This window comes from Pseudomonas sp. FDAARGOS_761 (assembly GCF_013343155.1).
Taxonomy (GTDB): Bacteria; Pseudomonadota; Gammaproteobacteria; order Pseudomonadales; family Pseudomonadaceae; genus Pseudomonas; species Pseudomonas aeruginosa.
Genome location: NZ_CP054572.1, coordinates 3,223,422 through 3,247,206, shown reverse-complemented (window position 1 = coordinate 3,247,206; position 23,785 = coordinate 3,223,422). Strand labels below are relative to the sequence as shown.

Annotated in this window: 24 protein-coding genes; 12 read left to right on the top strand and 12 right to left on the bottom strand. The window is 63.8% G+C overall.

Going from position 1 to position 23,785, the window contains the following annotated elements:
* The first annotated feature begins 46 nt into the window (after positions 1-46).
* Positions 47-751, top strand: a complete 705-nt coding sequence (locus tag FOC67_RS15015) for a VacJ family lipoprotein (RefSeq protein ID WP_003090872.1) — start codon at positions 47-49, stop codon at positions 749-751.
* A 57-nt stretch (positions 752-808) separates the two neighbouring features.
* On the opposite strand, the gene pilZ is transcribed toward FOC67_RS15015, so the two are convergent.
* The gene (pilZ, locus tag FOC67_RS15010; protein WP_003104055.1) at positions 809-1,108 is read right to left on the bottom strand and encodes a cyclic di-GMP-binding protein PilZ; all 300 of its coding nucleotides are present in this window, start codon (positions 1,106-1,108) and stop codon (positions 809-811) included.
* Between the two features lie 246 nt (positions 1,109-1,354).
* Between pilZ and rssB the strand changes: the two genes are divergently transcribed.
* Together rssB and rssC are read left to right on the top strand one after the other, a co-directional pair.
* On the top strand, positions 1,355-2,539 hold the full coding sequence (gene rssB, locus FOC67_RS15005) for a two-component system response regulator RssB (RefSeq protein ID WP_009313899.1): 1,185 nt from the start codon (positions 1,355-1,357) through the stop codon (positions 2,537-2,539).
* On the top strand, positions 2,536-3,018 hold the full coding sequence (gene rssC / locus FOC67_RS15000; protein ID WP_003104052.1) for an anti-sigma factor antagonist RssC: 483 nt from the start codon (positions 2,536-2,538) through the stop codon (positions 3,016-3,018). The genes rssB and rssC overlap by 4 nt, the downstream gene beginning before the upstream one ends.
* Positions 3,019-3,103: 85 nt before the next feature.
* Here the strand turns inward: rssC and tal are convergent, their stop codons facing one another.
* Positions 3,104-4,027 (bottom strand): transaldolase, encoded by a 924-nt coding sequence (gene tal, locus FOC67_RS14995; RefSeq protein ID WP_003090868.1) that lies wholly within the window; start codon positions 4,025-4,027, stop codon positions 3,104-3,106.
* 79 nt (positions 4,028-4,106) lie between these two features.
* Positions 4,107-5,105, bottom strand: coding sequence for a tRNA dihydrouridine(20/20a) synthase DusA (gene dusA, locus FOC67_RS14990; RefSeq protein WP_031627556.1), 999 nt, complete (start codon positions 5,103-5,105; stop codon positions 4,107-4,109).
* A 301-nt stretch (positions 5,106-5,406) separates the two neighbouring features.
* On the opposite strand from dusA, the gene FOC67_RS14985 reads away from it, so the two are divergent.
* From FOC67_RS14985 to FOC67_RS14965, 5 genes are all read left to right on the top strand, one after another.
* The gene (locus tag FOC67_RS14985) at positions 5,407-6,723 is read left to right on the top strand and encodes a sialidase family protein (RefSeq protein WP_009313901.1); all 1,317 of its coding nucleotides are present in this window, start codon (positions 5,407-5,409) and stop codon (positions 6,721-6,723) included.
* A 441-nt stretch (positions 6,724-7,164) separates the two neighbouring features.
* The gene (locus tag FOC67_RS14980) at positions 7,165-8,205 is read left to right on the top strand and encodes a hypothetical protein (RefSeq protein ID WP_003138782.1); all 1,041 of its coding nucleotides are present in this window, start codon (positions 7,165-7,167) and stop codon (positions 8,203-8,205) included.
* Positions 8,206-8,284: 79 nt separating this feature from the next.
* The gene (locus FOC67_RS14975) at positions 8,285-8,881 is read left to right on the top strand and encodes a hypothetical protein (RefSeq protein WP_009313904.1); all 597 of its coding nucleotides are present in this window, start codon (positions 8,285-8,287) and stop codon (positions 8,879-8,881) included.
* Positions 8,882-8,974: 93 nt separating this feature from the next.
* Complete coding sequence (locus FOC67_RS14970; RefSeq protein WP_009313906.1) at positions 8,975-9,265, top strand: hypothetical protein; 291 nt, start codon at positions 8,975-8,977, stop codon at positions 9,263-9,265.
* A gap of 328 nt (positions 9,266-9,593) precedes the next feature.
* The gene (locus FOC67_RS14965) at positions 9,594-11,525 is read left to right on the top strand and encodes a right-handed parallel beta-helix repeat-containing protein (RefSeq protein WP_009313908.1); all 1,932 of its coding nucleotides are present in this window, start codon (positions 9,594-9,596) and stop codon (positions 11,523-11,525) included.
* 77 nt (positions 11,526-11,602) lie between these two features.
* Here the strand turns inward: FOC67_RS14965 and FOC67_RS14960 are convergent, their stop codons facing one another.
* Complete coding sequence (locus FOC67_RS14960) at positions 11,603-12,088, bottom strand: hypothetical protein (protein WP_083842297.1); 486 nt, start codon at positions 12,086-12,088, stop codon at positions 11,603-11,605.
* 434 nt (positions 12,089-12,522) lie between these two features.
* Positions 12,523-13,602 carry a hypothetical protein gene (locus tag FOC67_RS14955; protein ID WP_009313914.1) on the bottom strand — a complete coding sequence of 360 codons (1,080 nt, stop codon included), beginning with the start codon at positions 13,600-13,602 and terminating at the stop codon, positions 12,523-12,525.
* A 243-nt stretch (positions 13,603-13,845) separates the two neighbouring features.
* On the opposite strand from FOC67_RS14955, the gene mcpN reads away from it, so the two are divergent.
* Positions 13,846-15,441, top strand: coding sequence for a nitrate chemoreceptor McpN (gene mcpN / locus FOC67_RS14950; protein WP_009313916.1), 1,596 nt, complete (start codon positions 13,846-13,848; stop codon positions 15,439-15,441).
* A 21-nt stretch (positions 15,442-15,462) separates the two neighbouring features.
* Here mcpN and FOC67_RS14945 read toward each other — a convergent pair whose 3' ends face one another.
* The 6 genes from FOC67_RS14945 to bamI all read right to left on the bottom strand — a co-directional run bounded on the left by FOC67_RS14945 (position 15,463) and on the right by bamI (position 20,841).
* On the bottom strand, positions 15,463-16,701 hold the full coding sequence (locus FOC67_RS14945; protein WP_009313918.1) for a M20/M25/M40 family metallo-hydrolase: 1,239 nt from the start codon (positions 16,699-16,701) through the stop codon (positions 15,463-15,465).
* Between the two features lie 66 nt (positions 16,702-16,767).
* Positions 16,768-17,235, bottom strand: a complete 468-nt coding sequence (locus tag FOC67_RS14940; protein ID WP_003130919.1) for a GAF domain-containing protein — start codon at positions 17,233-17,235, stop codon at positions 16,768-16,770.
* Positions 17,236-17,349: 114 nt separating this feature from the next.
* Positions 17,350-17,568: a helix-turn-helix transcriptional regulator gene (locus FOC67_RS14935; RefSeq protein WP_003090850.1), complete on the bottom strand. Its 219-nt coding sequence runs from the start codon at positions 17,566-17,568 to the stop codon at positions 17,350-17,352.
* Positions 17,569-17,576: 8 nt separating this feature from the next.
* Positions 17,577-18,134 carry a DUF2975 domain-containing protein gene (locus FOC67_RS14930; protein ID WP_009313922.1) on the bottom strand — a complete coding sequence of 186 codons (558 nt, stop codon included), beginning with the start codon at positions 18,132-18,134 and terminating at the stop codon, positions 17,577-17,579.
* Positions 18,135-18,304: 170 nt separating this feature from the next.
* Positions 18,305-20,104, bottom strand: a complete 1,800-nt coding sequence (mep72, locus tag FOC67_RS14925) for a metalloendopeptidase Mep72 (protein ID WP_009313924.1) — start codon at positions 20,102-20,104, stop codon at positions 18,305-18,307.
* A gap of 77 nt (positions 20,105-20,181) precedes the next feature.
* The gene (gene bamI, locus FOC67_RS14920; protein WP_003130923.1) at positions 20,182-20,841 is read right to left on the bottom strand and encodes a biofilm-associated metzincin protease inhibitor BamI; all 660 of its coding nucleotides are present in this window, start codon (positions 20,839-20,841) and stop codon (positions 20,182-20,184) included.
* A 154-nt stretch (positions 20,842-20,995) separates the two neighbouring features.
* On the opposite strand from bamI, the gene FOC67_RS14915 reads away from it, so the two are divergent.
* Positions 20,996-21,643, top strand: a complete 648-nt coding sequence (locus FOC67_RS14915) for a flavodoxin family protein (protein WP_071534319.1) — start codon at positions 20,996-20,998, stop codon at positions 21,641-21,643.
* A gap of 14 nt (positions 21,644-21,657) precedes the next feature.
* Here FOC67_RS14915 and FOC67_RS14910 read toward each other — a convergent pair whose 3' ends face one another.
* Complete coding sequence (locus FOC67_RS14910; protein ID WP_003107213.1) at positions 21,658-21,939, bottom strand: hypothetical protein; 282 nt, start codon at positions 21,937-21,939, stop codon at positions 21,658-21,660.
* Positions 21,940-22,407: 468 nt separating this feature from the next.
* Between FOC67_RS14910 and FOC67_RS14905 the strand changes: the two genes are divergently transcribed.
* The gene (locus tag FOC67_RS14905; RefSeq protein WP_003090843.1) at positions 22,408-22,806 is read left to right on the top strand and encodes a PA2779 family protein; all 399 of its coding nucleotides are present in this window, start codon (positions 22,408-22,410) and stop codon (positions 22,804-22,806) included.
* Complete coding sequence (locus FOC67_RS14900) at positions 22,791-23,768, top strand: PA2778 family cysteine peptidase (RefSeq protein ID WP_009313934.1); 978 nt, start codon at positions 22,791-22,793, stop codon at positions 23,766-23,768. Before FOC67_RS14905 ends, FOC67_RS14900 begins: the two co-directional genes overlap by 16 nt.
* The last annotated feature ends 17 nt before the right edge of the window (positions 23,769-23,785 follow it).

Genomic DNA, 23,785 nt, shown 5'->3' with positions numbered 1-23,785 from the left:
AAGCCGCGCTGGCGGCCAAGACTAGTCATGCAAAGGAGATACAGCAATGCGCGCCCGCGGCGTGAACTGGATCGAACGTAGTGCCCGAATCCTGGCTTGCGCCAGCCTCGCATTGGCACCCACGCTGTCCCTGGCGGCCAGTGAAGAAGACCCTTGGGAAAGCATCAACCGTCCCATCTTCACCTTCAACGACACCCTGGACACCTATGCGCTGAAACCGCTGGCCCAGGGTTACCAGAAGGTCACCCCGAACTTCGTTCAGGACGGCGTGCACAACTTCTTCAACAACCTCGGCGACGTGAAGAACCTGGCCAACAACCTGTTGCAGGCCAAGTTCCACAATGCCGGTGTGGACACCAGCCGCCTGCTGTTCAACAGCACCTTCGGTCTGGCCGGCTTGATCGACGTGGCGACCCCGATGGGCCTGCAGCGCAACGACGAGGACTTCGGCCAGACCCTGGGCTACTGGGGCGTCGGCAGCGGCCCGTACGTGATGCTGCCGTTCCTAGGCCCGAGCACGCTGCGCGATGCCCCGGCGAAGATCCCGGACATCTATGTCGGTCCCTACCACTACATGGACGACGTACGCGCGCGCAACGTGATGTTCGGCATCAACACCGTCGACACCCGTGCCAACCTGCTGAAGTCGGAAAAACTGATCAGCGGCGACAAGTACATCTTCATCCGCAACGCCTATCTGCAGAACCGCGAATTCAAGGTCAAGGACGGCGAGGTGGAGGACGACTTCTAAGTCGACCCGCTTCGTGCGACACCTGGAAAGGCGGCCCTTGGGTCGCCTTTCGTCGTTTCAGTGGATCGCGACGATGCTCAGCCCCAGGCTATGCCGCCCTGGGCCGAGCCGTTCGCAGCGCACCACGCGGGCTTCCAGTTCCAGGCCGGTGAGGGTCTCGTGGGTGGACGGGATGCTCACCCGCAGGTGGTCGCCCGGAGCCAGCTCGCTTTGCGCTTCCAGCAGCAGCCCGCTGGCGGACAGGTCCCGGCACAGGGCCACCGACTCGCGGCCTTCGCAGCGGATGGTGACCGGGGTGTCGAGCTTCATGCGGATGAAGTCGCGCTTCTCGCTGTAGTTGTGCTCGATGGGCTGCATGGGCTGATCCTCATGGTCGGGGCGATGGGAGGGCGACTGGCAATCCTGGCGATTATCGTCAAAGTTTATACCGTGCGGACGGGATCGGACGGACAAAGGCGGATTTTCCGGCAAAGGTCAACGGCTTGAACTGCTCAACGGATGGGAGTACCGTCTGCGCCTTGTCGAACCCCGTAGCCGCGCTGTTGTCACTTACAATAAGCGCCTAGGACCCACTGTTTCCGGCGCCGTTTGCCTGGATGACCCATGCATAAAGTCAGTGCCACGCTGCTGATCATCGATGACGACGAGGTGGTGCGCGAAAGCCTCGCCGCCTACTTGGAAGACAGCAACTTCAAGGTGTTGCAGGCCCTCAACGGTCTGCAGGGCCTGCAGATCTTCGAAAGCGAACAGCCGGACCTGGTCATTTGCGATTTGCGCATGCCGCAGATCGACGGCCTCGAACTGATCCGCCGCATCCGCCAGACCGCTTCGGAAACGCCGATCATCGTGCTTTCCGGAGCCGGCGTGATGAGCGATGCGGTGGAAGCCTTGCGCCTGGGCGCCGCCGACTACCTGATCAAGCCCCTGGAAGACCTCGCGGTGCTCGAGCATTCGGTGCGCCGGGCCCTGGATCGCGCCTACCTGCGGGTCGAGAACCAGCGCTACCGCGACAAGCTGGAAGCCGCCAACCGCGAATTGCAGGCCAGCCTGAACCTGCTCCAGGAAGACCAGAACGCCGGCCGCCAGGTGCAGATGAACATGCTTCCGGTGACGCCGTGGAGCATCGAGGGGCTGGAGTTTTCCCACCGGATCATTCCGTCGCTGTATCTCTCTGGCGACTTCGTCGACTACTTCCGGGTCGACGAGCGACGCGTGGCGTTCTACCTGGCCGACGTTTCCGGCCATGGTGCTTCCTCGGCCTTCGTCACGGTGCTGCTGAAGTTCATGACCACGCGTCTGCTCTACGAGTCGCGGCGCAACGGCACGCTCCCGGAGTTCAAGCCGTCCGAGGTGCTGGCGCACATCAACCGCGGCCTGATCAATACCAAGTTGGGCAAGCACGTGACCATGCTCGGCGGGGTCATCGACCTGGAGAAGAACAGCCTGACCTACAGCATCGGCGGCCACCTGCCGCTCCCGGTGCTGTTCGTCGACGGGCAGGCGAGCTACCTGGAAGGCCGTGGCCTGCCGGTGGGCCTGTTCGACGATGCGAGCTATGACGACCGGGTCATGGAGTTGCCCCCTTCCTTCAGCCTGTCGCTGTTTTCCGATGGCATCCTCGATGTGCTGCCAGGAGCTACGCTGAAGGAGAAAGAGGCTTCGCTACCGGAGCAGGTGGCAGCCGCCGGAGGCACCCTCGACGGGCTGCGCCAGGTCTTCGGGCTGGCCAACCTGGCGGAGATGCCGGATGATATCGCCTTGCTGGTGTTGAGCAGGAACCTTGCATGAGTACCGGTAAAATCCAGTTTGCCGAACAGAACGGCTCCTTCGTTCTGAAATTCGTCGGTGAGGTCCGCCTCACCCTGTGCTCGGCCCTGGATTCCACCATCGAAAAGATCTTCGCTGCGCTGAATTTCTCGGCGATCATCATCGATCTTACGGAAACCCAGAGCATCGATAGCACCACGCTCGGCCTGCTGGCCAAACTGTCCATCCTGTCGCGGCAGAAAATCGGCCTGTTGCCCACGCTGGTGACCACCAATCCGGACATTACCCGTCTGTTGCAGTCGATGGGTTTCGATCAGGTGTTCAATATCGTCGATCGTCCGATTCCGTGTCCGGAGTGCCTGTCCGACCTGCCGCCGCAGGACCAGTCGGAAGATGTGGTGCGCGACAAGGTCCTGGAGGCGCACCGCATCCTGATGGGCCTCAACGAATCCAACCGCGAAGCCTTCCACGACCTGGTCAGCGCCCTGGAGCGCCATTAACCGGTCGATCCCTTCTCGAACTCCTGCTGAATTCCGCTGCGCCGGAACGGGACGCCCTGCATGCGCGTCCCGCCGGCAGCGGCGATCAGTGGCGGGTCGCCAACTGGTATTCGAGCTTTTCCTGGTCGCGTGCGAACAGGCGGATGCCTTCGGCCAGCTTTTCGGTGGCCATGGCGTCCTCGTTCATCTGCCAACGGAAAGCGCTCTCGTCGAGCACCTGGCGCGGCTCGCCTTCGCCCGGCAGCAGCAGGCGCGGCAGCTCGCCCTGGGCGTCAGCCAGTTGTTGCAGCAGGTCGGGACTGATGGTCAGGCGGTCGCAGCCGGCCAGTTGCTCGATCTGGCCGAGATTGCGGAAGCTGGCGCCCATCACCACCGTCTTGTAGCCGTTGGCCTTGTAGTAGCGATAGATGCGCGAGACCGACTGCACGCCGGGATCCTCGGCGCCGGCGTAGTCGCGGTTCTCGCTCTTCTTGTACCAGTCGTAGATGCGCCCGACGAACGGCGAGATGAGGAACACCCCGGCGTCGGCGCAGGCCACCGCCTGAGCGAAGGAGAACAGCAGGGTCAGGTTGGTCTGGATGCCCTCGCGTTCCAGAATCTCGGCGGCGCGGATTCCTTCCCAGGTGGAGGCGATCTTGATCAGCACCCGCTCGCGGTCGATGCCCTGTTCGTCGTACAGCTCGATCAGGCGGTGGGCGCGGGCGAGGGTGGCCTCGCTGTCGAACGACAGGCGCGCGTCGACTTCGGTGGAAATACGTCCGGGAATGACTCCGAGGATGTCCTTGCCGACTGCCACGGCGAAGCGGTCGCAAGCCAGTCCGGCGTCGCCGCCGCTACCCGCGGTAGCCTGTCGAAGGTGCTCGGCGTAGCGCGGCAGGGCAGCGGCCTTGAGCAGCAGCGACGGGTTGGTGGTGGCGTCCACCGGCTTCAGGCGGGCAATGGCATCGAAGTCGCCGGTGTCGGCGACCACCGTGGTGTATTGCTTGAGTTGTTCCAGCTTCGAAGTCATGGCGAGGTCTTGTCAGGTGGGTTCTTGGGAAGAAGAATCCCCCGACCTTACCCGAGCCGCAGGCGCGGCTCAATGGGAGCTATCGCCCCGCCAGAAGTTCCAGCGCCTGGTCGAAAACCCGCAGCGGATCGGCGGCCTTGTGCACGTCCACCGAGAGCAACTGGCGGAATCGCCGGGAGCCGGGGAAGCCCTGGGCCAGGCCGAGGATATGGCGGGTCACGTGATGCATCGCGCCGCCTTCCGCCTGGTGTCGCTCGATGTACGGACGCAGACGGAGCAAGGCCTCGCTGCGACTGAGCGGCGGCGCTTCGCTGCCGAACAACTGGCTGTCCACCGCGGCCAGCAGGTAGGGGTTGTGGTAGGCCTCGCGACCGAGCATCACGCCGTCGAAGGTCTGCAGGTGCTCGCGGCAGGCCTCGAGGGTCTTGATGCCTCCGTTGAGGACGATCTCCAGGTCCGGGAAGTCCTTCTTCAATTGCGCCGCGACCTCGTAGCGCAGCGGCGGCACCTCGCGGTTCTCCTTGGGCGAGAGCCCTTCGAGGATGGCGATCCGTGCATGCACCATGAAGCTCCGGCAGCCGGCTTCGCGCACCTGGCCGACGAAATCGCAGAGCTCGGCATAGCTGTCGCGCCCGTTGATACCGATGCGGTGCTTCACCGTCACCGCTATCTCCACCGCATCCAGCATCGCCTTCACGCAGTCCGCCACCAGCGCCGGATGCCCCATCAGGCAGGCGCCGATCATGTTGTGCTGGACCCGGTCGCTGGGGCAACCGACGTTGAGGTTGACCTCGTCGTAGCTGGCCTCTTCCGCCAGCCGCGCGCAGGCCGCCAATTCCGCCGGCACGCTGCCGCCCAGCTGCAGCGCCAGCGGGTGCTCGCATTCGTCGTAGCGGAGGAAGCGCTGGCGATCGCCGTGCAGCAACGCGCCGGTCGTGACCATCTCGGTGTAGAGCAAGGTGTGACGGGACAGCTGGCGCAGGAAGAAGCGGCAGTGGCGATCGGTCCAGTCCATCATCGGTGCAACGGAGAAGCGGCGGGAGAGGGCGGCGGGGGTGGTAGTCGGTTCTGGGCGCATCGGGACTTCGGCAGGGAGAGCGGAGCAGGGCGAGGGATTTTATCAGGTATGGAGGTGGAGGAGGGGCGCGATGAGCGTGCTAGTGTGAATGCGTGCAAGAGCCGAGGCTGGTGGGATGCCGAGATGATTATAAGTCTGCCGTCGGTCCGGCACCTGTATTCATTCAAGAGTTTTTCATCAGGAATTTTTTCAATATTTATTTTTGAAGAATTTTATAGTTGGCCGGGTAGTCAAGGTTTGTAGGGTAGAGCTGTTGAGTGGTGGCGAGTGTGTTGGCCTAATTTGACCGAAGGAGTGAGGGATGAATACTTATTTTGATATTCCGCATCGGCTAGTGGGAAAGGCTCTGTATGAATCATATTATGATCATTTTGGCCAAATGGATATATTGTCAGATGGAGGTTTGTACCTAATATATAGGCGGGCAACAGAGCATGTAGGTGGTAGTGATGGGCGTGTTGTTTTCAGTAAACTGGAGGGTGGTATTTGGAGTGCGCCTACAATAGTTGCCCAGGCGGGAGGACAGGATTTTCGAGATGTAGCTGGTGGGACGATGCCTAGCGGAAGGATCGTCGCGGCCTCGACGGTTTATGAAACAGGAGAGGTGAAGGTCTATGTATCTGATGATTCAGGTGTGACATGGGTACATAAATTCACATTGGCTAGAGGTGGGGCGGATTATAATTTTGCTCATGGAAAAAGTTTTCAAGTAGGGGCGCGCTATGTGATTCCTCTTTACGCGGCGACGGGAGTCAATTATGAACTGAAATGGCTAGAGTCTTCTGATGGCGGAGAAACGTGGGGCGAAGGAAGCACGATCTACAGCGGGAACACACCATACAATGAGACTTCTTACCTTCCTGTGGGAGATGGCGTAATTCTGGCTGTAGCCAGAGTAGGATCTGGTGCCGGAGGAGCGTTACGTCAGTTTATAAGTCTGGACGACGGCGGCACATGGACTGATCAGGGTAATGTGACTGCACAAAATGGTGACTCTACCGATATTCTCGTAGCCCCTTCTCTCTCCTATGTTTATTCTGAGGGAGGTACACCACATGTAGTTCTCTTATACACGAACAGAACGACTCATTTTTGTTATTACAGAACAATCCTGCTGGCGAAAGCCGTAGCAGGCTCCTCCGGCTGGACGGAGCGTGTTCCTGTGTATAGTGCGCCAGCCGCCTCCGGTTATACTAGTCAAGTCGTTTTGGGAGGTCGGAGAATACTGGGTAATCTATTCAGGGAGACGTCTTCTACGACGTCGGGAGCTTATCAGTTTGAAGTGTATCTGGGAGGAGTCCCGGATTTTGAGTCAGACTGGTTTTCTGTTTCTTCAAATAGTTTGTATACCCTGAGTCATGGACTCCAGAGGTCGCCGCGTCGGGTGGTCGTTGAGTTTGCAAGGTCATCGAGTCCATCAACATGGAACATTGTCATGCCCAGTTATTTCAATGATGGAGGGCATAAAGGCAGTGGGGCTCAGATTGAAGTGGGTAGCTTGAATATTCGGCTTGGAACTGGAGCGGCAGTATGGGGCACGGGATATTTCGGAGGAATCGACAATAGTGCCACGACTCGATTCGCTACCGGGTATTATCGGGTCAGAGCATGGATTTAGCTGCCCACTGACTAGAAATCAAGCGGAGCGATTGCTGAATCGCATCTACCGGACGGGCAGGAGGTCTAGCTTGCTCGGCCCATTAAAAACTGCAGCGGTAAGGGTAGGCTGCGACCGTTTTTCAGTCACTGACAAAACCTCCGTAATATAGTGCTTACACCTGGTACATCTGGAAACTCTCCGAAGAGACTGGCGTGGCCTCAATGCGCGCGGGACCCACTCTTCCGGATGTGCACGTTTCCCGAGCCTGGCCTGCCAGACAACGCCGCTCCCAATGCCTGGAGGTTTGCGTAGGCGTAGAACCAACGAGAGCCGTGGCAGCTCCTGGCCCTGCCGGTGTGCCCCTGCCGACCTAGTTCATTTGAAATATTGCGATCCAGGCTGGGGCCAGTAAGATGGGCCGTCCGACGACCCGCACCAGCCTCTATCAAGGATCGATACATGAGACTGTCCCGCCCGCGTTTTACCCTTTCCGCCGCCTTGCTGCTTTCTCTTTCCCTTTCCGGTTGCGTGTCTGAACTCGATTCGGGCGCCTATGGCAGCATGGACGATCCGCGCAACGCGCAGATGCTGGACCTGGTGGACCAGGCGCTGAAAGGGAACATGGCCGTGGTACTGGTGGCCGACGTGATGCCGCACAAGTCCCTGAGCGATGCGCTGACCATGACCCAGTGGACGCCAACGGCGATCTGGGAGTACGAGAAGGACCCGAAGGTGACCTTCGGCCGCAAGTTCCAGACCAACGCGCTGCAGCGGAAGCCCGACGAGACCTATCTGTTCAAGGCCTTCGAGGTGCATATCCTGCCGCCCGGCAAGTACCTGCTGACCGGCGGCGACGACTACCAGATCCATGGCTTGCTCGACCAGGTCGGCGCCCGCGGCGGTCCGCCCGGTTCGGGCCATGGCGCCAACGGCACCGCGTACCTGTCCCCCGAGCTGTATCGCGAGTACTACCGGGAAGAAGTCTGGAAAGATGCCACCTATGGCAGCGAGATCAAGACCGAGAAGGTCTGCACCGCCGTGCATGTGGCCTCGGGCGCCTGCGTGAGCTGGGGCGAGCAGCAATACACGCAGACGACCCAGGGCTCCCAGGCCGGCTATTACCAGCAGACCGACTCCCGCGACGTACCTTCGATCAAGATCCAGGCACGCTTGCCGGTCGACAAGGCGCTGGCCAGCTTCAGCGTGCAGGGCGGGCAATTGCTGCTGGCCCCGCGCATGCACCTGAAGACCCCCGGCTACAAGTACCAGCAGTCGAAGTGCCGGGCGATCGATCCGAAGAAGATCGAATGCCCATTGGAAAACCTGACCGTCTACACCTGGCCGGCGCCGATGGACTTCAGCCAGTCCCTGATCGCCCAGCGGGCTCTGAGCGACAAGCACCGGCAACTGCTGTCCAGGCTCCAGCCCCTGCAGATCACACCGCTGCGCAAGCAGGGCATGGAAGACCCGGTCTGGGGCGTGCCGCTGTCATTGAAATAGCGGGTGTTCGCTCAGGGGCGCCGGGTGCCGCCCCTATCCACGATCGGCAGGGAAGCGTTTCCCCACAAAGGAAGGTGACATGAACGTCTATCGCAAGGTTTCCCGCAGTGCCGTGACTTGGCTGTGCTCCGCGCTGCTGGCCGCATCCGGCCATGCCTGGGCCGAAGACTGGTGGGTGGTACACAAGGGCGACGACCCTGCCGAGCTTGACGTGTTCCTGGCCGATGCCGATTCGCTGGCACCGGTGCCGGGTATCGAAAACGCCTGGCAGGTGCAGATCGCCATGCTGTTCGACTCCTTCCATCTGCTCAGCGCGCACCAGTACCGCTGCGATACGCGAGAGGTGAAGGTGGTCACCGCCAAGACCTTCTCCAACAACGGGCAACCCACGAACCTCCAGTTCACCTTCGCCAAGGGCTGGACCCCGCTGCCCAACGAAAGCCATGAGGCTGTCCTCCAGTTCATCTGCGCGCCGCAGCAACGCGAACGCAACGGCATGCGCTCCACCGGCAGGGGCGTGCCATTGCAGGCGGTGATCACCGCCGTCGGCATGGTCGAGATGGAGCGCGCCCAGGGCAATCTCGCCGAGGCCCGGCGCAAGCTCGAAGAGGCCAAGAGCGATCGCGTCATGGGCGAACTCGATCGTCTGCTCGGCAACGAGCCCCGGAAGCCCTGAGCCGCTCTGACTGAAGCAGGGTGAGGCGAGGCGGTTCGGGCCGTTTTCCGGGACGATCGGCGTAGGTCCGGAAGGCGCGTCGGGAGGGTATCGATGAAGTGGTATAGCCGCATCAGCCTGGGGCTCAGCCTCGCGGTCGCGAGCGCTTTCCTGGTGGCGTACTGGCGATCGCTCGACAGCCATAGCTATCCCAATATGAATGCGCCTGGGCTGTTCGCCTACCTGCTGGTCTTTCCTGCCTGCGCCCTGTTGCTGCATTCCACTGCGTTGGCATTCGTGCTCCAGCAGCGAAAGCTGGGGAGCGCTCGCGAAAGAGCGCTGCAATGGACGATCAACCTGGTGCTGTGGGTGGCGCCGCTTTGTTATGTCCTTGCCAGCGTCTAGCCCGATGTACTTCCCCTCAACCCGCAGAGCGACAAGCCATGAGGGCCGTTTCATCATTTTCCTGGGGGCAATGAGTGTGTTGTCCATTTCAATGGGTGGACGTTCAGCCGGCCCCGCCAGTAGACCGTGTAGCGTAGCTTCGTTTTCGCAGGAATGATGCCGAGCTTGGGACGGAAGTTGATGTCACGGTGCGATGGGGCTCAGAGGACTTGGGGCGGTGGGGCTTTGTCACGATCCCGGTCATATCATGGGCTGCTGACAAGGGAGCATGGCGATTGCGGCTGCCCTTTTCCCGGTGAAGTGCGAAACGGATTTTTCAGGAGGAAGCATGAGCTACGACACGACCGGTTCCATGGTGGGGGCCACAGTAGGAGACCCTAGCGATGAGCGATGGAATGCGTTGATTGACGAAACCGACCTCGTAAAGGGCGCATCACTTATAGGCAGATCGGCAATGGTTTTAGCCAGCCTGGCCGATCTTCCAGATGTTCCGCAAAGCTACACCCATGAGTACATCGTTCAAGGCCACAGACCCGGTATTACCACTGGTGGTGGCAGGTTCTACTGGGATGGGGCGGTTGCGCGGAATCGCCACAACGGCGGGACTATCATCAGCCCCACTGTTCCTGCGTACACTGCCCAGACGGGGTTGGCTGGCTATCTGGATGGCTCGGGGGAAACTGAGCCGTCCGCCTTTGGCTGCTTTGTCCGCAAAATCGAAGGCCATGGCATTCGCCTCGAATGGTTCGGCTGGCTGCCAGGGGAACTCGCCACCGCGCCAGCGCAAAAGCTTCTGCAACAAACCCGTTCGAACGAAGGCTCTGCGGCCCACATCGGTTACACGGCCATGTTTCCCCCGGCGACCGTTCGCTCCGGTCCATTAGTTATCGGTTCGGACCAGATCATCGCCGGAACCAGCCGGACTGTCATTCTCCAGGAGCCCGGTACGGTGACGATGGATGTCCAGCCGTTCATCAGCATGGCCGGACAGAGCAATGTGTTCATCTTCGGCAATGGAATGCAGATCAATGGACAGAAGAACGAGGCACGCAGCGGCGAAGGTCGATATGGACTTTTCATCTATGGCTCGAAAAAAGTCCTGGTCCAGGACCTGACAATCAACGCGTTCTCCGGTGATGGAATGGCCGTTACCGGCGATGCGGGGCGACCAAGCGAAGATGTACGCATCGACCGAGTCCTTTGCAACTTCAATGGACGCAATGGCTTTTCGGTCATCAATGCCAGGCGCGCGACGCTGCTGAATTGCCGAGCGACTAACACGAATACCAATGGACTTGGTGCATCAGCCAATGGACCCTGGGCGGCCTTCGACATAGAGCCCAATGAAGGAAGCGGTTACTTCATCGAAGATATCAACCTGATCGGTTGTTCGAGCGAGGGCAATGCTGGGAACGGACTCCAGTTCACCATCCCGAATACGGACTCCCCTGTCTCCGTCAGGGTCTCCGGATTCCAGTCCCGACGAGACGGTTCGGCTACTCAATACGGGGCGAAGAATGGCGGAGTGGGTTTCATATATGGAGGGGGCGTCTCTCCGAAAAACACTATGTCGGGTCTGATCCAACTGGTTGGCATCGTTGTCGACGAGCCTTTTGGCAGCGCTATGCGTTTCCGCAACTGGAGCGCCAGAAACGCGCCGGTACTCATCAGGGATGTCACGATAAGAAATGTGAACTTCGGCGTGGCCACGGGAAACATAAATCGATGCGGAGTCTGGCAGGACTCTTCTGACTCCATGGAAGTGATTGAACCAAAGGGCAATTTCGAAGTGGATGGGCTGACCGTCTTCGACGATAACCAACAGCTCATTCGACCCGTGTGGACCATGGGAATAGTGGCGGCTCCTACAATCGCCAAGGTGAGGAATGTCTACGTCAACCGACACGGCTATCCTGCTGTTTTGCCGTTACGTACGAAAGTACAAGGAGGCGTAGGGTGGAGCGAGCTGCCGATGGTGTCCTTGTCCTCGTCCTCAGCAATCGCAGGAACGGATTATGTCGGACAAATGGTCGAGTTGACGGGGAGCGGAGGATTCGTACTGCCGGAGGCCGCTCTTGCCTCGGGCTGTGTCTTCAGGATCAGGAATGGTTCGAGCGGCAGCATCAACGTCACGGCACTGGCTGGAGGAATCACGGGCAGTACCTACGGTAGCTACACCAACACAGGAAGCAGCCTGACCTTGATCAATGGGCAGTATGCCGAGCTATGGAGCAATGGAAGCACCTGGGTCCTGAAATGACGCGTAAACCTTTTATTTGGCTTGCCTCCGACTGTCATGGCGTATGGTCGGTATGCCAGGACAGCTTTTCGAGCGGCTCAGCGCTTCGGCGCAAAGACCATCTTCACCGGCGCATCGTGCTTCAGGCGCGAGCCGTCCGCTTGGTTTCCGGGCTCGAAGCTAGGGTGCCAGGCCCTGAGTTCCGTATCGGACAGCCACTCCAGTTGCAATTGGTCCGCGGATGCGCGCAGGTCGAATTGCGACAGCGACTGCACGACTGCATGGCACTTTTCCGATTTCCCGGTTTCGAGGAGGGAGACCTGTATTTCTTCGCCCCAGGTGATCGAACCTTTCTCCGGGCATTTCCGAACCTCGACGTGGTATTGCCCGTTCGGCGACGGCAGGTCGGAAATCAGCTTGTCGGGGCCGCAGGCGGCGAGGAGTACGCTCAGTATCAGCAGGGGGCTTTTTTTCATCCATGACCTCTGTGGAAATCTCGGAAAGGAATTCCTTTCTTTTCCTGGCGGAAAATGGGCAGGAAGCGTGCCTGCCCATCCTACGCGCGGACTGCTCGATCTGCCCATGGGCATCCACAGCTTCGTAGATGAGCGATATCAGATGGCACTGAGCGATTTCAGGATCAGATAGGTGCAGATGAGCACCCCTGCCATGGACAAGAGGCCCAGGGCGACAATGCTGAGTTTCATCGGGTTTCCTCGTTGAACTGCGATGGGCTGCTGTATCAAGGAGGGGAGAGGCAGCAGGTGAGAGGGAAAGCCCCGGGGGGATGAGCGGCCCCCGGGGCTTTGGTGACCACCATAGGAGAAAGTCACCTTGATAAGACTAGCCCTGTTTCGCTGTGCGGCAAGCGAAGCGGCATCGCTTTTCCCGCGGGATCGGGAAAATGCCTAGCCATACCGCAGTGATGGCCACGGAGGGTCCATGCGCCTCGTCCATTTCCTGATTGCCCTTCCCGCCGCGCTGCCGGCTGAGCCTCAGATAACCGCGAGGCGCGGGTTCAGCGGTCGTCGCCGATCTCCAGTTCGATGAAGTCGATGACTCCTGCCGCGCGGTTGTCGAGGCGCTCGAGTTCCTGGCCGTCCAGCGTCTGCAACAGCGAGGTGCCGTGTTCCAGGCGCTCGCCGGAGGCATGCGAAGCGGCTTCGCGGGTAGGACTGAACAGCCAGGCGTGCGGATGTTGCGCGCGCCAGGCGGCGCGGGGCGAAAGGCTGACCTCGGTGCCCGCCGGGTAGTGCCAGGCGCCCAGTTGCAAGGCCTCGGCGAGGACCGTGCCGCCGAGGCCGTACAGGCGGCGGTCGCGGTCGAAGGCCAGGGCGCCGCCGCTCAGCGCGATGCCGCGCACCGACACCCGTTGCCCGGTTTCCGGCATTACCCGCCAGCGCTCGGCGTCGCGGTAGCCGTCGGTGTAGACCATGCCGTCGCTGGCGAACAATCGCGCACCGGCGGGGAAGTCGATCTCGTCGGCGCGGTTGCCGGTCGCCAGGCTACAGCCTTCGAAGGCGGCGGGACGCCCGTCGCGCTCGCTGGCGAAGGCGATTTCCTGGCTGGCGTCGCAACGCCAACCTTCGATCTCGGCGACGCCCTCGCCACGCAGGCGCAGCGAAGTGGGATGGACGCCGGTGGTTTTCCATGGGGCCTGCGGGTCGTCCTGCTCGCTCTGCAGCCAGCGTTGCAGGTGGCGGGTGGCGACGCCGCGGATCGTCACCGGGATGGGGAATTCGGCTTCGCGGAAGCTTTCTGGCTGGTGCTTGAGTTCCAGCTTCAGCCGGGTGCCGGCAGGCATCTCGATGCCTCCGAGGCGCGAGGGGCGCTCGAGCACGGCGCTGTGCGCGGCTTCCTCGCGCGCGCGTTCGCGCTCGTACTGCCAGAGACCGATCTCCAGCCAGGCGCGCAGTCCCAACGGGATCAGCAGGAGCAGCATCAGCAGGCCGCGGCTCGGCCAGCGACGGCGCAAGCGCTGGCGCGCGCGCGGGCTGAAGGCCAGGAGCGATAGCCAGACCAGCAGCCAGATGCCGGCGACGAACGACGACAGGTAGATGAGCGGGACGATCAGGGGAAGAGGGGCGACGGGGATCACGCGGGCGTCCTTGCGGGCTGGGTTCCATGACGTCTCCGGCGCGGCGTGCCGGGTACCTGCCAGAGTTTACAGGGCGCGTCCCGATGCCGCAGCGGCAAACTGTCTTCAGGCCTTGCCCGCCGGGGGCCACGCTCTGGAGAGGGAGGCGCTCGGGGACGGAATCGGCGAAGTGACGATTCAAGCCCAGGCGCGACGGGCCGATGGGGTGGTTATCGGTTTCTGCAGTCCAGTGGGGAAAAGCCAATGAACGAAAGCGTCGCCAGGGTGTTCGATCGGATTCTGCGGGGGCTCGGGTTGAAGACCCTGAACGCCCAGTTCCTACTGTCCTATGCATTGATGTTCGGCCTGGCCGCCTGCGCCTCGGTGGCGTTGTACCTGAGCATGTCGATCTCGCCGGAAACCATCAACGTGGCCGGTGCGCAGCGCATGCTCAGCCAGAAGATGGCCCGCGAGGCGCTGCAATTGCGGCTCGGCGCCGGCGACCCAAAGACCCTGGCCGCGACCATCGCCCAGTACGAACGCTCGGCCGCCGACCTGGATGCGGGCAATGCCGAGCGCAACGTGAGCCGGATGGGCGCGCCGGAGATCGCCGCCCAGCGGCAGAAGGTGGCGCAGATCTGGGGCCGCTACCGGGCCATGCTCGACCAGGTGGCACAGCCTGCCAGCCAGGTCGACCTGCGCGGCTTCTCGCAGTATTCCGCCGAGCTGTTGGGCGAGCTGAACAAACTGGTCTCGCTGATGAGCGCGCGCGCCGACAGTGTCCAGCACACCCAGATGTGGATCGCCTTCGGTTGCCTGTTGGCGATCCTGGTGCTGGTGGTGCTCGGCCGGCAGTTCGGCCTGGCGCCGCTGATGCGGCAGTTGCGTGGGTTGGAGGTGGCGCTGACCGAGGTCGGTGCGGCTAACTTCACCCATGCCCTGGCGGCGGGCCATGCGGACAACGAGATCGGCCGCATCGTCGCCGGCTACGAGCGGATGCGCCAGGACGTCAGCGGTCTGCTGGCGAACGTCAAGCGCAGCGCGGCAGAGACCGACAAGGACGTGGCCGAGGCCCTGGAGCAGGCGCTCGGTGCCGGTGACCAGGTGGCGCGCCAGCACCAGGACCTGGACCAGGTGGCCACCGCGATGAACGAGATGAGCGCCACCGTGGCCGAGGTCGCCCGCCACGCCAACCATGCGGCGCATTCCACCCGCGACGCCGCGGCCCTGGCCCACGAGGGACGCCGTCTGGTGGAGCACGCCAGCAGCCAGACCGGTGCCTTGGCGGAGGAACTGGAACAGACCGCCCTGGCGCTGAACACCCTGCACCAGCACGCCGGCAGCGTCGGCCAGGTGCTTACGGTGATCAGCAGCATCGCCGAGCAGACCAACCTGCTGGCGCTCAATGCCGCCATCGAGGCGGCGCGGGCCGGGGAGGCCGGGCGCGGCTTCGCCGTGGTGGCGGATGAGGTGCGTTCGCTGGCCAACCGTACCCAGCAGTCGACCCAGGAGATCCAGGGGCTGATCGAGCAGTTGCAGGACGGCGCCAACGATGCGGTAGCCGCCATGCGCGGTAGCGCCAGCCATGCCCAGAGCAACCTCGCCGAGGCCGACAGCGCGGCCCAGGCGCTGGGGCGCATCGTCGCCACGGTGGAAGAGCTGGACGGCCTCAACCAGCAGATCGCGACCGCCGCCGAGGAACAGAGCCAGGTGGCCCAGGACATCGACCGCAACATCACCAACGTCTCCGGACTCTCCGAGCAGGCCCACGAAGGGACCGCCGCAGTGCTTTCGGCCAACCAGAGGGTCAAGGAGCACATGGCTGGCTTGCGCGTGGTGCTCGGTCGCTTCCGCACCTGAGGCTGGCTGCGGGCGTCGGCGCTAGTCGGCGGACAGCTCGCGGATCAGCGCCACCGTCAGGTACAGGCGCGGGGCGATGCTCGACAGTTCGAGGTATTCCGCCTCGCTGTGCAGGCCGGCGCCGACTACGCCGAGGGTTTCCAGCACCGCCGGCTTGTCGCTGCCGGGCACGTAGGCGTAGCCGGCGTCCGTGCCGAAGCGCATGGTGATCGGCTCGATGCGCTTGCCGATTCGACCGTAGAGCGTCTGCGCGGTTTCCGCCAGGCGCTGCGAGGCGGGGTTCTTCACCAGGGGCGGACGACCCTTGTCGAGACGCAGACTGACTTCGGTATCGGCGATCAGGCGTTCGCCGGTCAGCTTCCGGGCGTCGGCCAGTACCCGCTCGCTCTCGGCCGGGTCCGAGTAGCGCATGTCGGCTTCCGCCGAAGCCTCGGCGGGAATGATGTTGCGCTTCTCGCCGCCCCTGGCGAGGGTCCAGTTCAGCGTGGTGCCTTTCGCCGGATCGCCGAGGTCCTTGAGACGCAGCAACTGGTGCGACAGTTCGAGAATGGCGTTGCGGCCTTGCTCGGGTGCCGAGCCGGCATGGGACGAGCGACCCTTCACCTCGAGCAGCAGGCCGTCGATGCCATTGGTGGCTACCGTCACTGCGTCCCGGTCCGGCGGCTCGTAGGAGAAGACGTAGTCCTGCTGCCGGGCCAGCTCGGCGATCAGTTGCTTCGAGCCGGCGGAGCCGGTTTCTTCGTCGGGATTGAACAGCACGGTGATCCGTCCGTAGTCCCTGAAGCCTTGCTGCCTGAGCAGCGCCAGGGCATGCAGCACCATCGCCACGCCGCCCTTGGCGTCGGCCACGCCGGGTCCGTAGGCGCGCTCCGCGTCCTCGCGGAACGGACGCTTCGCCGCGCTGCCGGCGGCGAACACGGTGTCGTAGTGAATCATCAGCAGGAAGCGCTTGCTGCCGGTGCCATCGAGGGTGGCCACCAGGTTGTCGCCGGCCGAGGGCGTCGCCGGTGCGCTGCGGACTTGCGCGCCGAGCGCCTGCAGGCGTTCGGCGAGCAGCGCGGACAACTGGCCGAGGCCTTCGGCCTGGCCGGTACCGCTGTCCACCGCGACCAGTTGCCGGAGCGTGTCGAGGTAAGCCGGGCGTTCGGCTTCGGCCTGGCGCAGCAGCTCGGTGGCTGGCGTGTCGGCAGCGAAGGCGGCGGGCGAAAGCAGGAAGGCGAGGGCGAGCGGCAAGAGGTGGGGCAGGCGGCGGGCGTGCACGGAAGGTCCTCGTCTGGTGGGCGGAGGCGGCGCGGTTGTGCGCCGCGGTATCCGATTGACCTTAGGTCATGAGACGGTTTCCGCCAGCAGCGCCTCGACCTTGCGCCGCAATTCTTCCAGCAGGGCCCGTTCCTCGGCCGAATAGTCGCGCGGTCGGCTGTCGAGTACGCAGACGGTGCCGTACGGGGTGCCGTCGGGCGTATGAACCGGATAGCCAAGGTAGTTGCTCAGGCCGAACTCGACTTCATCCTCGTTGCCGGCCCATTCCGTCTCCTGGCGCGAGTCGCGCACGTGCAACGGGGCGTCGCGGTCGACCACGCGTTCGCAGTAGAGGGGTTGGGCGCCGTCTTCATGGACGCTCTTGCGGCCTTCGGCGCCGATCGGGTAGGTGTCCTCCAGGCGTCCGGCGGAGGCCTCGACGCGCATGTGCCGGGGCAGGGAACGCATGATCAGCACCGACGGCACGTCGAGCCGGCGGGCCAGTGCGTCGATATCCCGGCGCAGGGATTCGAATCGTTCGGAGGATTTCGCCATGCCCGACCTCGCCCATGTCTGGTGGATGAACCGCGACTGTAGCGGCGAAAGGGGGCTTGGCCTAAATACCCTTTGTTGCGCTCCCCCTCGCTCGAGCGCATAAGCGCCCGGCTGTCACCCCTCGGTCGGGCCGGGCAGGTACTCCAGCAGGTCTCCCGGCTGGCACGCCAGGTAGGCGCAGATGGCCTCCAGGGTAGCGAGGCGAATGCCCTTTACCTTGCCCTGCTTGAGCAGCGACAAGTTCTGTTCGGTGATGCCGATGGCCTGGGCCAGGTCCTTGGACCTGGCCTTGCGCAGGGCGAGCATGACGTCCAGCCTGATTTCGATGGGCATGGCGGACCTCAGACGAACTGGCGGTTTTCCTCGGCGAGCAGGGCGGCCTTGCGCTGGATGCGCGCGATCACCATCACCGAGGCGGCGGCGAACAGGCTGACCAGTTCCGCCGAACCGAAGCTGAGACTGACGATGCGTTGCCCCTGGGGTTGGAGGAAGGTGATCCAGACCGTCAGCAGCGGCTCCAGCAGGAAGTTCGCCAGCACCCAGCAAGCCAGGCACAGGCCGACCTTGCCGAGCAGCGCCGCGGCTTCTTCGCAGAAATACTCGCCGCGCCCGTAGTGCTGGAACAGCCGCCGCAGCGCTTGCAGTCCGCTGGCCAGGACCAGCAGCGGCAGGCTCGACAGGAGGATGCCGCCGAGGGCTTGCCAGAGCGGCATGTCTCGCGCCGCAACGCCGAGGTCGCCGGCGACGCCGGTGGCAGTGAGGGCGAAGCCGAGGCCGTGCTCGCTGGCGAGGTCGGGGAAGATCCAGCACGCGGCGTTGAGCAGCAGCATGCCGGCGATCAACAGCAGGGTCAGGGTAGCCATCAGGCGGCTGTAGCCGGCCAGGCGGTCGCTTGTCATCGGGGGTACTCCTGGGAAGGTGGGCAGGTCCCTCGGAAACGAGGGAAATTGGAGTGATCATAATTTAATAATAAGTTATCGTAAAACGATAATTTTATGATCGCTGCATCCAGCCTGGAGCGCTCCGCAAAATCCCCCCGTGCCTGCCGGGGGCACGGAGGGGAAGCGTCCTACTTCTGCAGCAACTGGACGTTGTCGATGAACATCGACTCCTGCTGGTTACCGCTGAGGATCATCAGTTCAGCACGCTTGATCGGCCCCTTCGGCAATTGCACCTGGCCGCGCAGGCTGGCCCAGCGGCCATTCTCGACCACCTTGTAGCCCAGGGGCAGGTATTCGCCGGGCCGACCCTGGCTTTCCAGGTAGAGGTAGGCATAGGTCATGGCCTGCGAGCCGCGACCGTCGCCGACCCGTACGTCCGCGCTGAACGCGTAGGTCCGGCCTGCTTCCAGGTTGCCCAGCAGGCTGGTGCTCGCGCCGGTGCCGGCGTAGCGCCGCTGGTAGGCTTCCAGGGCCAGCCGCCCGGCGCTGGCGACGCGCGTGGCGCGGGCGCTGGCATGCACGCCGCTCCAGCCGCCGATGCCGCTCTCGAAGTCGTAGGCGATGCGTTTCGGCGCCGGCGGTACGCTCGGCGGCGCGGCCTGGGCTTCCTGCAGGTTCATCTCGTCGACCAGCAGGCTGGCGCCGCTGTCGCTCCAGACCGCCACGTAGAGGTTGCGCTGGTCGGCGGCGGGACGGTAGTCGAAGGTCTTCTCCAGGCGACTGAACTCGTTGCCGCTGACCGACAGTTCGACGCTTTGCGCCGGGTTGTAGGCCAGGGCGCCATCGGCGCGTTCGCTGAGCAGCGCCATGCGCACGGTTTCACGGGTATTGGCGGCCTTGAGCATGACCTTGCCGCTCAGCCGGTAGCCGCTGCCGGCGCGCAGGGGGGCAATGGGGCGGACCAGCAGGTCGAAGCCACGCACGTCGACCAGCAAGGCATTGTCGCGGCAGCCCTTGGCGACGTTCACCAGGCTCAGCTGGGCGTTGCCGGACCATGCGCGCCAGCCTTCCATGCTGGCGAACTCGCCATCGCCGAGCAGGCCGCCGAGCTTGGCTTTCGTGCACCATGGCAGGTCCGGCGGGGTCGGCGTGTCGCCGCCGGAGCCCGGGTTGAGCGTGCCGGGTACCTTGGTCGGGCGAAAGTCGGCGATCTGCGTGGCCATGCTGTTCAGCGCGCGTACGGCGTCGGCGTGTTCTTCGCGGCCGCAGGGCTGGTTGGCGCATTCGGCGTTGACCAGGCGCGGGTTGGCGAAGAACGGTGCCTGCTTGTTGGTGCCGAAGGCATGCGGGTAGGCCATCACGGTGGCGAAGCGCCCCTGCACGCCGTAGCCGCGGCTCCATTCGTAGGTGCCGCTGTGGGCGTAGCGCGGATCGTAGTAGCTGGACTCCAGGTCCTGCTCGTAGGAGTGGCGCAGGCCCATGTTGTGGCCGGCTTCATGGGCGAAGGTGTTGAGCCCGCAGTCGACCCCGGTGAGGTTGTAGGCAATGTCCTTGGCGTTGCCGTGGAAGCGCCCGCTGTTCTTATCGCCCGAGCCCATGTAGCCGATGCCGCAGGTGATGTAGCCGTTGCCGCTGTTCTGCGAGCGGTTGACCAGGCTGACCAGGTCGGCGCCGTACTGCTCGCGCAGGCGCTGCACCTGCGGGTCGCGCATGAAGCGATCGAGGTTGGTGCCGGTCACCGTCGGGTAGTCGGCCCAGTCCAGGCGCTGCTTGTGCACCAGACGCAGGCGCAGGTTGACGCCGCTCTTCTCGTAGGCGGTGTTGGCGAACTCGATGTAGCTGGCGATCCGCGCATCGATGTCGCGTCCGTTTCCGGTCTGGGTCGCCGCGGGGGTGTAGAGCACCATGATGTCGACGGTCTTCGGCGCGGCCTGGGCGGCAGAGGCTACCGCCAGGGCGAGGGTGGAGCAGAGCAGGGATTTCTTCATGGGTTGCCTGTGTTCGGACAATAGGAAGCCATGGCGCCCCGAGGGCACCGCTGGGGAAACATGCTGGGAAGGTGGGCTCAGCCCTGGGCGGGCGGCGGCATCGGTGGCAGCTCGGCGAGCGGCGCGTCGACATGATCGCCATGCGGGTCGCTACGCGCGGCGATGTCGTTCTCGTCGATCACCCGGGTCTTGCCGCTGCGGTTGTCGACGATGATCGAGTAGCTGCCGTCGAGGGTGGCGACATTGATGTGGGTTTCCAGGCTGCCGCGCACCACGGTCAGGCTTTCCGCCTCGTCGCCGTCCACCAGGCCGCCGCGCCAGACCGGCAGGCCGGCGCTGTTATGGGTGCTGGCGAGGCGTGCCTGCAAGGGCCGCTCGCGACCCGGCAGGCTCATTTCCAGCACCTGGCCGAGCGCCAGCGTGTCGAGCAGGGCGGGTTCGATCTGCGCCAGGTATTCGGGAATGCCCTGGGCGCCTTCGCGGCTGCGCAGTTCGCCTTGCCAGAGCGTCACCCGCTCGCGTGGCGCGGGCGCTGCGACGGGGGCCGGGGCGAGCATGTGGGTAGTGTCCGCCGTCGGCGCCGCGAGCGCCGCTGCCGGGGCAGAGACTGCCTGGGCGGCGGGGGACTGGCGGGCCTGCGGCGGTGCCTCGGGCGGAGCCGGGTCGAGCAGCCAGCCGCCGATCAGCGCACCGCCGATGGCGGCGGCCGAGGCTGCGTAGATCCATGTCTTGGCCACGTTGTTTCTCCTCTGAGTGAACGTGGCGCGGAGTCTAGGAAGAAGCCTCTCCCGGCGTGGCGGCAACCGTTCACATTTGCGCCAGGCCGCGCGCCGGCGTGACGAAACTGCGAATCAGGCCGGAGCGCTGCGGGCGCCAGGTCACGTGCGCTCTGTGCGCTGCGGCAAGGCTGGCGTTCGGCCGCCACGCTGTTCGCGGCGGAAGGCTTCGGCGCACCTGGCCGACCTCGCGCTTGAAGAACTGGACGAAGTTGCTCGGCTCGTCGAAGCCGATGCCATCGTCTTCGGCAGCCCCACCTATATGGGCGGACCGGCCTGGCAGTTCAAGAAGTTCGCCGATGCCACCTCAAAGCCCTGGTTCGTCCAACTGGCTTCGCTGACGCCTCGCGCTGGCTATGGGGTGTCGACATCCCGGCCGACGCTGGCATGTTCGCTCATCTCCAGGCAACCCGGTACGGCCTCTAGCCGCGCTGGGGCCTCAGCCTCGCGCCAGTTGCAGGAGACGGGCGCGCTCCTGCATCAGCGGCCGGCAACTGCGGATGCCTTCGACGATGCTGTAGAGGCTTTCGATCTGCTGCTGGCTGAGGCTGTTGTTCTGGGCCCAGCCGAGCAACTGCAGCCAGGTCCAGCGGGCGATGGTCTCGCTCTGCGTCTCGGCCTTCCTGCGGTCGTCCCCGTCGCTCTGTCCGACCAGGGTCTCCACCAGCCCCGAGGCGCACAACGGCAGCAGCTCCCGGTACTGCTCCGGGTGCGTGTCGCGCAGGCGACGCAGGGCCATTATGGCGGTGGTTATCGAGTCTGAATCCAAGCTTTTGTTCACAGTTCACTCCTTGTGCGTACAGGCTGGCGGCTGGTGGATCCCTGGGCCGCGAGCAACTGTTCGATGAAACGCGTCAGCTCTTTCTTGAACTCGGGTGTCAGGCTGGACACCTTGAGGATGAGCTCGGCCAGCTCGTCCTCGGGGCAATAGAGGTAGGCCATGGGGACCTGGAGGACCATGGCCAGCTGTTCGGAAGTCCGCATGTTGGGGGAGTGCCGTTCGCGTTCGTATTGGTTCATCCGTGCGCTGGCGGAAAACTCGTCCATTCCCACCAACATGCCCAACTGCTTCTGCGAGTATCCCGCTCTGATTCTTGCGGCTTTTAGCCGGGTACCTAGCATCCATACAACTCCCGTCCCGTTGGCCCGCTCGCTCAAGGTTGGGCAAATCTGGACAAGATGGAAGCTCAGGAATCCTTAGTTTTCGCCGTGCCGGAGGCTCTGTCGTCCGGGGCGGCGCGCGGTTTCGACGCCGTGTACGAGGCTGCGGCGGGGATATGCGTCGATGTCGCCGAGATCGCGCATGCTCCGGTTTTCTCGCGGCGAGCCGGAGTATATGCGAATTGCATAAAGACGAATGCCGCTTCGTCGGCTGGGCGCGGCGGGTCGTCGTGCCGCCTGGGGCGGGCATCGGCGCCGAGGCGGCGGAAAACGGCGATCGGGACGATACTCAGGGGAGGTCGGCGACGCGGAACCAAGCTTCGCCTCCCAGGGCTGATAGTCGGGTTTCACGCAGAGGTCATTCCCATGAGAACAACAACAAGCATTCGCCGTGTCGCTGCTGTCCTGGCAGCGCTGCACCTGCTCACCTTCGCCGAGGTTCCGCTCGCCCAGGCGGCGATGATCGGCACCGCCGAGGTCATGCAGCAACAGCAGCACAACCTCGATCGCCAGCAACTGCTGAAGATGCTCGACGACCAGGGTGTACAGAAGAAACTGGAGGCCATGGGCGTGCCCCGCGACCAGGTGGCGAGCCGCATCAACAGCCTGACCAACGCCGAGCTGGCACAGTTCAACCAGCAACTGGACCAGGCACCGGCGGGCGGCATCATCGGCATCATCGTGCTGTTCCTGGTGATCTTCATCATCACCGACATGCTTTGCGCCACGGACATCTTCAGCTTCATCAAATGCATCAATCGGTGAGGCGGCTGGCAGGGGCGCTGCTGCTCGCCGCATTGCTCGGCGGCTGCGCGCAGCCGCCGAGGCTACCGCCGGAAAGCGCGGCGCTGCCCGCACGGGTGGAGCTGCGCGACGTGCCGTTCTTCCCTCAGGAAGCCTACCAGTGCGGTCCCGCCGCGCTGGCCACGATGCTCGGCCAGCGCGGCCTGGCGTTGACGCCGGGACAATTGAAGGACGAGGTGTTCATTCCCGGTCGCGAGGGCAGCTTGCAGTTGGAGATGGTCGCCGCGGCGCGCCGCCACGGCATGCTGGTCTATCCGCTGCAAGGCGGACTGGAGAGCGTGCTCGAGGAGGTCGCGGCGGGCAACCCGGTGCTGGTGCTACAGAACCAGGCTTTCTCCTGGTGGCCGCGCTGGCACTTCGCGGTGGTGGTCGGCTTCGATCGGGAGCGCCGCGAACTGGTGCTGCGCTCGGGCATCACCCGGCGCTGGGTCACCGACTTCACCAGCTTCGAATCGACCTGGAAGCGTTCGGGACGCTGGGCGGTGCTGACCCTGCCGGGTGACCGCCTGCCGGCCACGGCAGCGGCGGTCCCGTGGCTCAAGGCCGCCAGTGACAGCGAGGAAACCGGCCACCCCAAGGTTGCCCGGCGCGCCTACGAAGAAGCCGTGCGACGCTGGCCTGAGGACGCCTTCGCCTGGTTCGCCCTGGGCAACAGTCGCTACGCCGCAGGCGATTCCGCCGCTGCCGAACAGGCCATGCTCACCAGCGTCGAGCGTCGCGCGGATTTCGCCGCGGGTTGGTTCAACCTGTCCCAGTTGCTGGCGGAACGCGGTTGTGCGGCGCCGGCGCGCCAGGCGCAGGCCTGCGCGCGGGCATTGCAGCCTGGGGAAGCCCGCTTCGCTGCGGCCTTGCCGCAGGCCGTCGCACCCGCGGCTCGGTGCGCCGAGCTGCCGGCCTGTCCCGTTGGCGCACCGCCCCGCTGAGGCGGCCCAGCCGAAGG

Bases quoted from the DNA above. Each gene is read 5' to 3' on its own strand.
- FOC67_RS15015 (WP_003090872.1), top strand. From the start codon at position 47: ATGCGCGCCCGCGGCGTGAACTGGATCGAACGTAGTGCCCGAATCCTG.
- pilZ (WP_003104055.1), bottom strand. From the start codon at position 1,108: ATGCAGCCCATCGAGCACAACTACAGCGAGAAGCGCGACTTCATCCGC.
- rssB (WP_009313899.1), top strand. From the start codon at position 1,355: ATGCATAAAGTCAGTGCCACGCTGCTGATCATCGATGACGACGAGGTG.
- rssC (WP_003104052.1), top strand. From the start codon at position 2,536: ATGAGTACCGGTAAAATCCAGTTTGCCGAACAGAACGGCTCCTTCGTT.
- tal (WP_003090868.1), bottom strand. From the start codon at position 4,027: ATGACTTCGAAGCTGGAACAACTCAAGCAATACACCACGGTGGTCGCC.
- dusA (WP_031627556.1), bottom strand. From the start codon at position 5,105: ATGCGCCCAGAACCGACTACCACCCCCGCCGCCCTCTCCCGCCGCTTC.
- FOC67_RS14985 (WP_009313901.1), top strand. From the start codon at position 5,407: ATGAATACTTATTTTGATATTCCGCATCGGCTAGTGGGAAAGGCTCTG.
- FOC67_RS14980 (WP_003138782.1), top strand. From the start codon at position 7,165: ATGAGACTGTCCCGCCCGCGTTTTACCCTTTCCGCCGCCTTGCTGCTT.
- FOC67_RS14975 (WP_009313904.1), top strand. From the start codon at position 8,285: ATGAACGTCTATCGCAAGGTTTCCCGCAGTGCCGTGACTTGGCTGTGC.
- FOC67_RS14970 (WP_009313906.1), top strand. From the start codon at position 8,975: ATGAAGTGGTATAGCCGCATCAGCCTGGGGCTCAGCCTCGCGGTCGCG.
- FOC67_RS14965 (WP_009313908.1), top strand. From the start codon at position 9,594: ATGAGCTACGACACGACCGGTTCCATGGTGGGGGCCACAGTAGGAGAC.
- FOC67_RS14960 (WP_083842297.1), bottom strand. From the start codon at position 12,088: ATGGGCAGATCGAGCAGTCCGCGCGTAGGATGGGCAGGCACGCTTCCT.
- mcpN (WP_009313916.1), top strand. From the start codon at position 13,846: ATGAACGAAAGCGTCGCCAGGGTGTTCGATCGGATTCTGCGGGGGCTC.
- FOC67_RS14940 (WP_003130919.1), bottom strand. From the start codon at position 17,235: ATGGCGAAATCCTCCGAACGATTCGAATCCCTGCGCCGGGATATCGAC.
- FOC67_RS14935 (WP_003090850.1), bottom strand. From the start codon at position 17,568: ATGCCCATCGAAATCAGGCTGGACGTCATGCTCGCCCTGCGCAAGGCC.
- FOC67_RS14930 (WP_009313922.1), bottom strand. From the start codon at position 18,134: ATGACAAGCGACCGCCTGGCCGGCTACAGCCGCCTGATGGCTACCCTG.
- mep72 (WP_009313924.1), bottom strand. From the start codon at position 20,104: ATGAAGAAATCCCTGCTCTGCTCCACCCTCGCCCTGGCGGTAGCCTCT.
- FOC67_RS14910 (WP_003107213.1), bottom strand. From the start codon at position 21,939: ATGTTGGTGGGAATGGACGAGTTTTCCGCCAGCGCACGGATGAACCAA.
- FOC67_RS14905 (WP_003090843.1), top strand. From the start codon at position 22,408: ATGAGAACAACAACAAGCATTCGCCGTGTCGCTGCTGTCCTGGCAGCG.
- FOC67_RS14900 (WP_009313934.1), top strand. From the start codon at position 22,791: ATGCATCAATCGGTGAGGCGGCTGGCAGGGGCGCTGCTGCTCGCCGCA.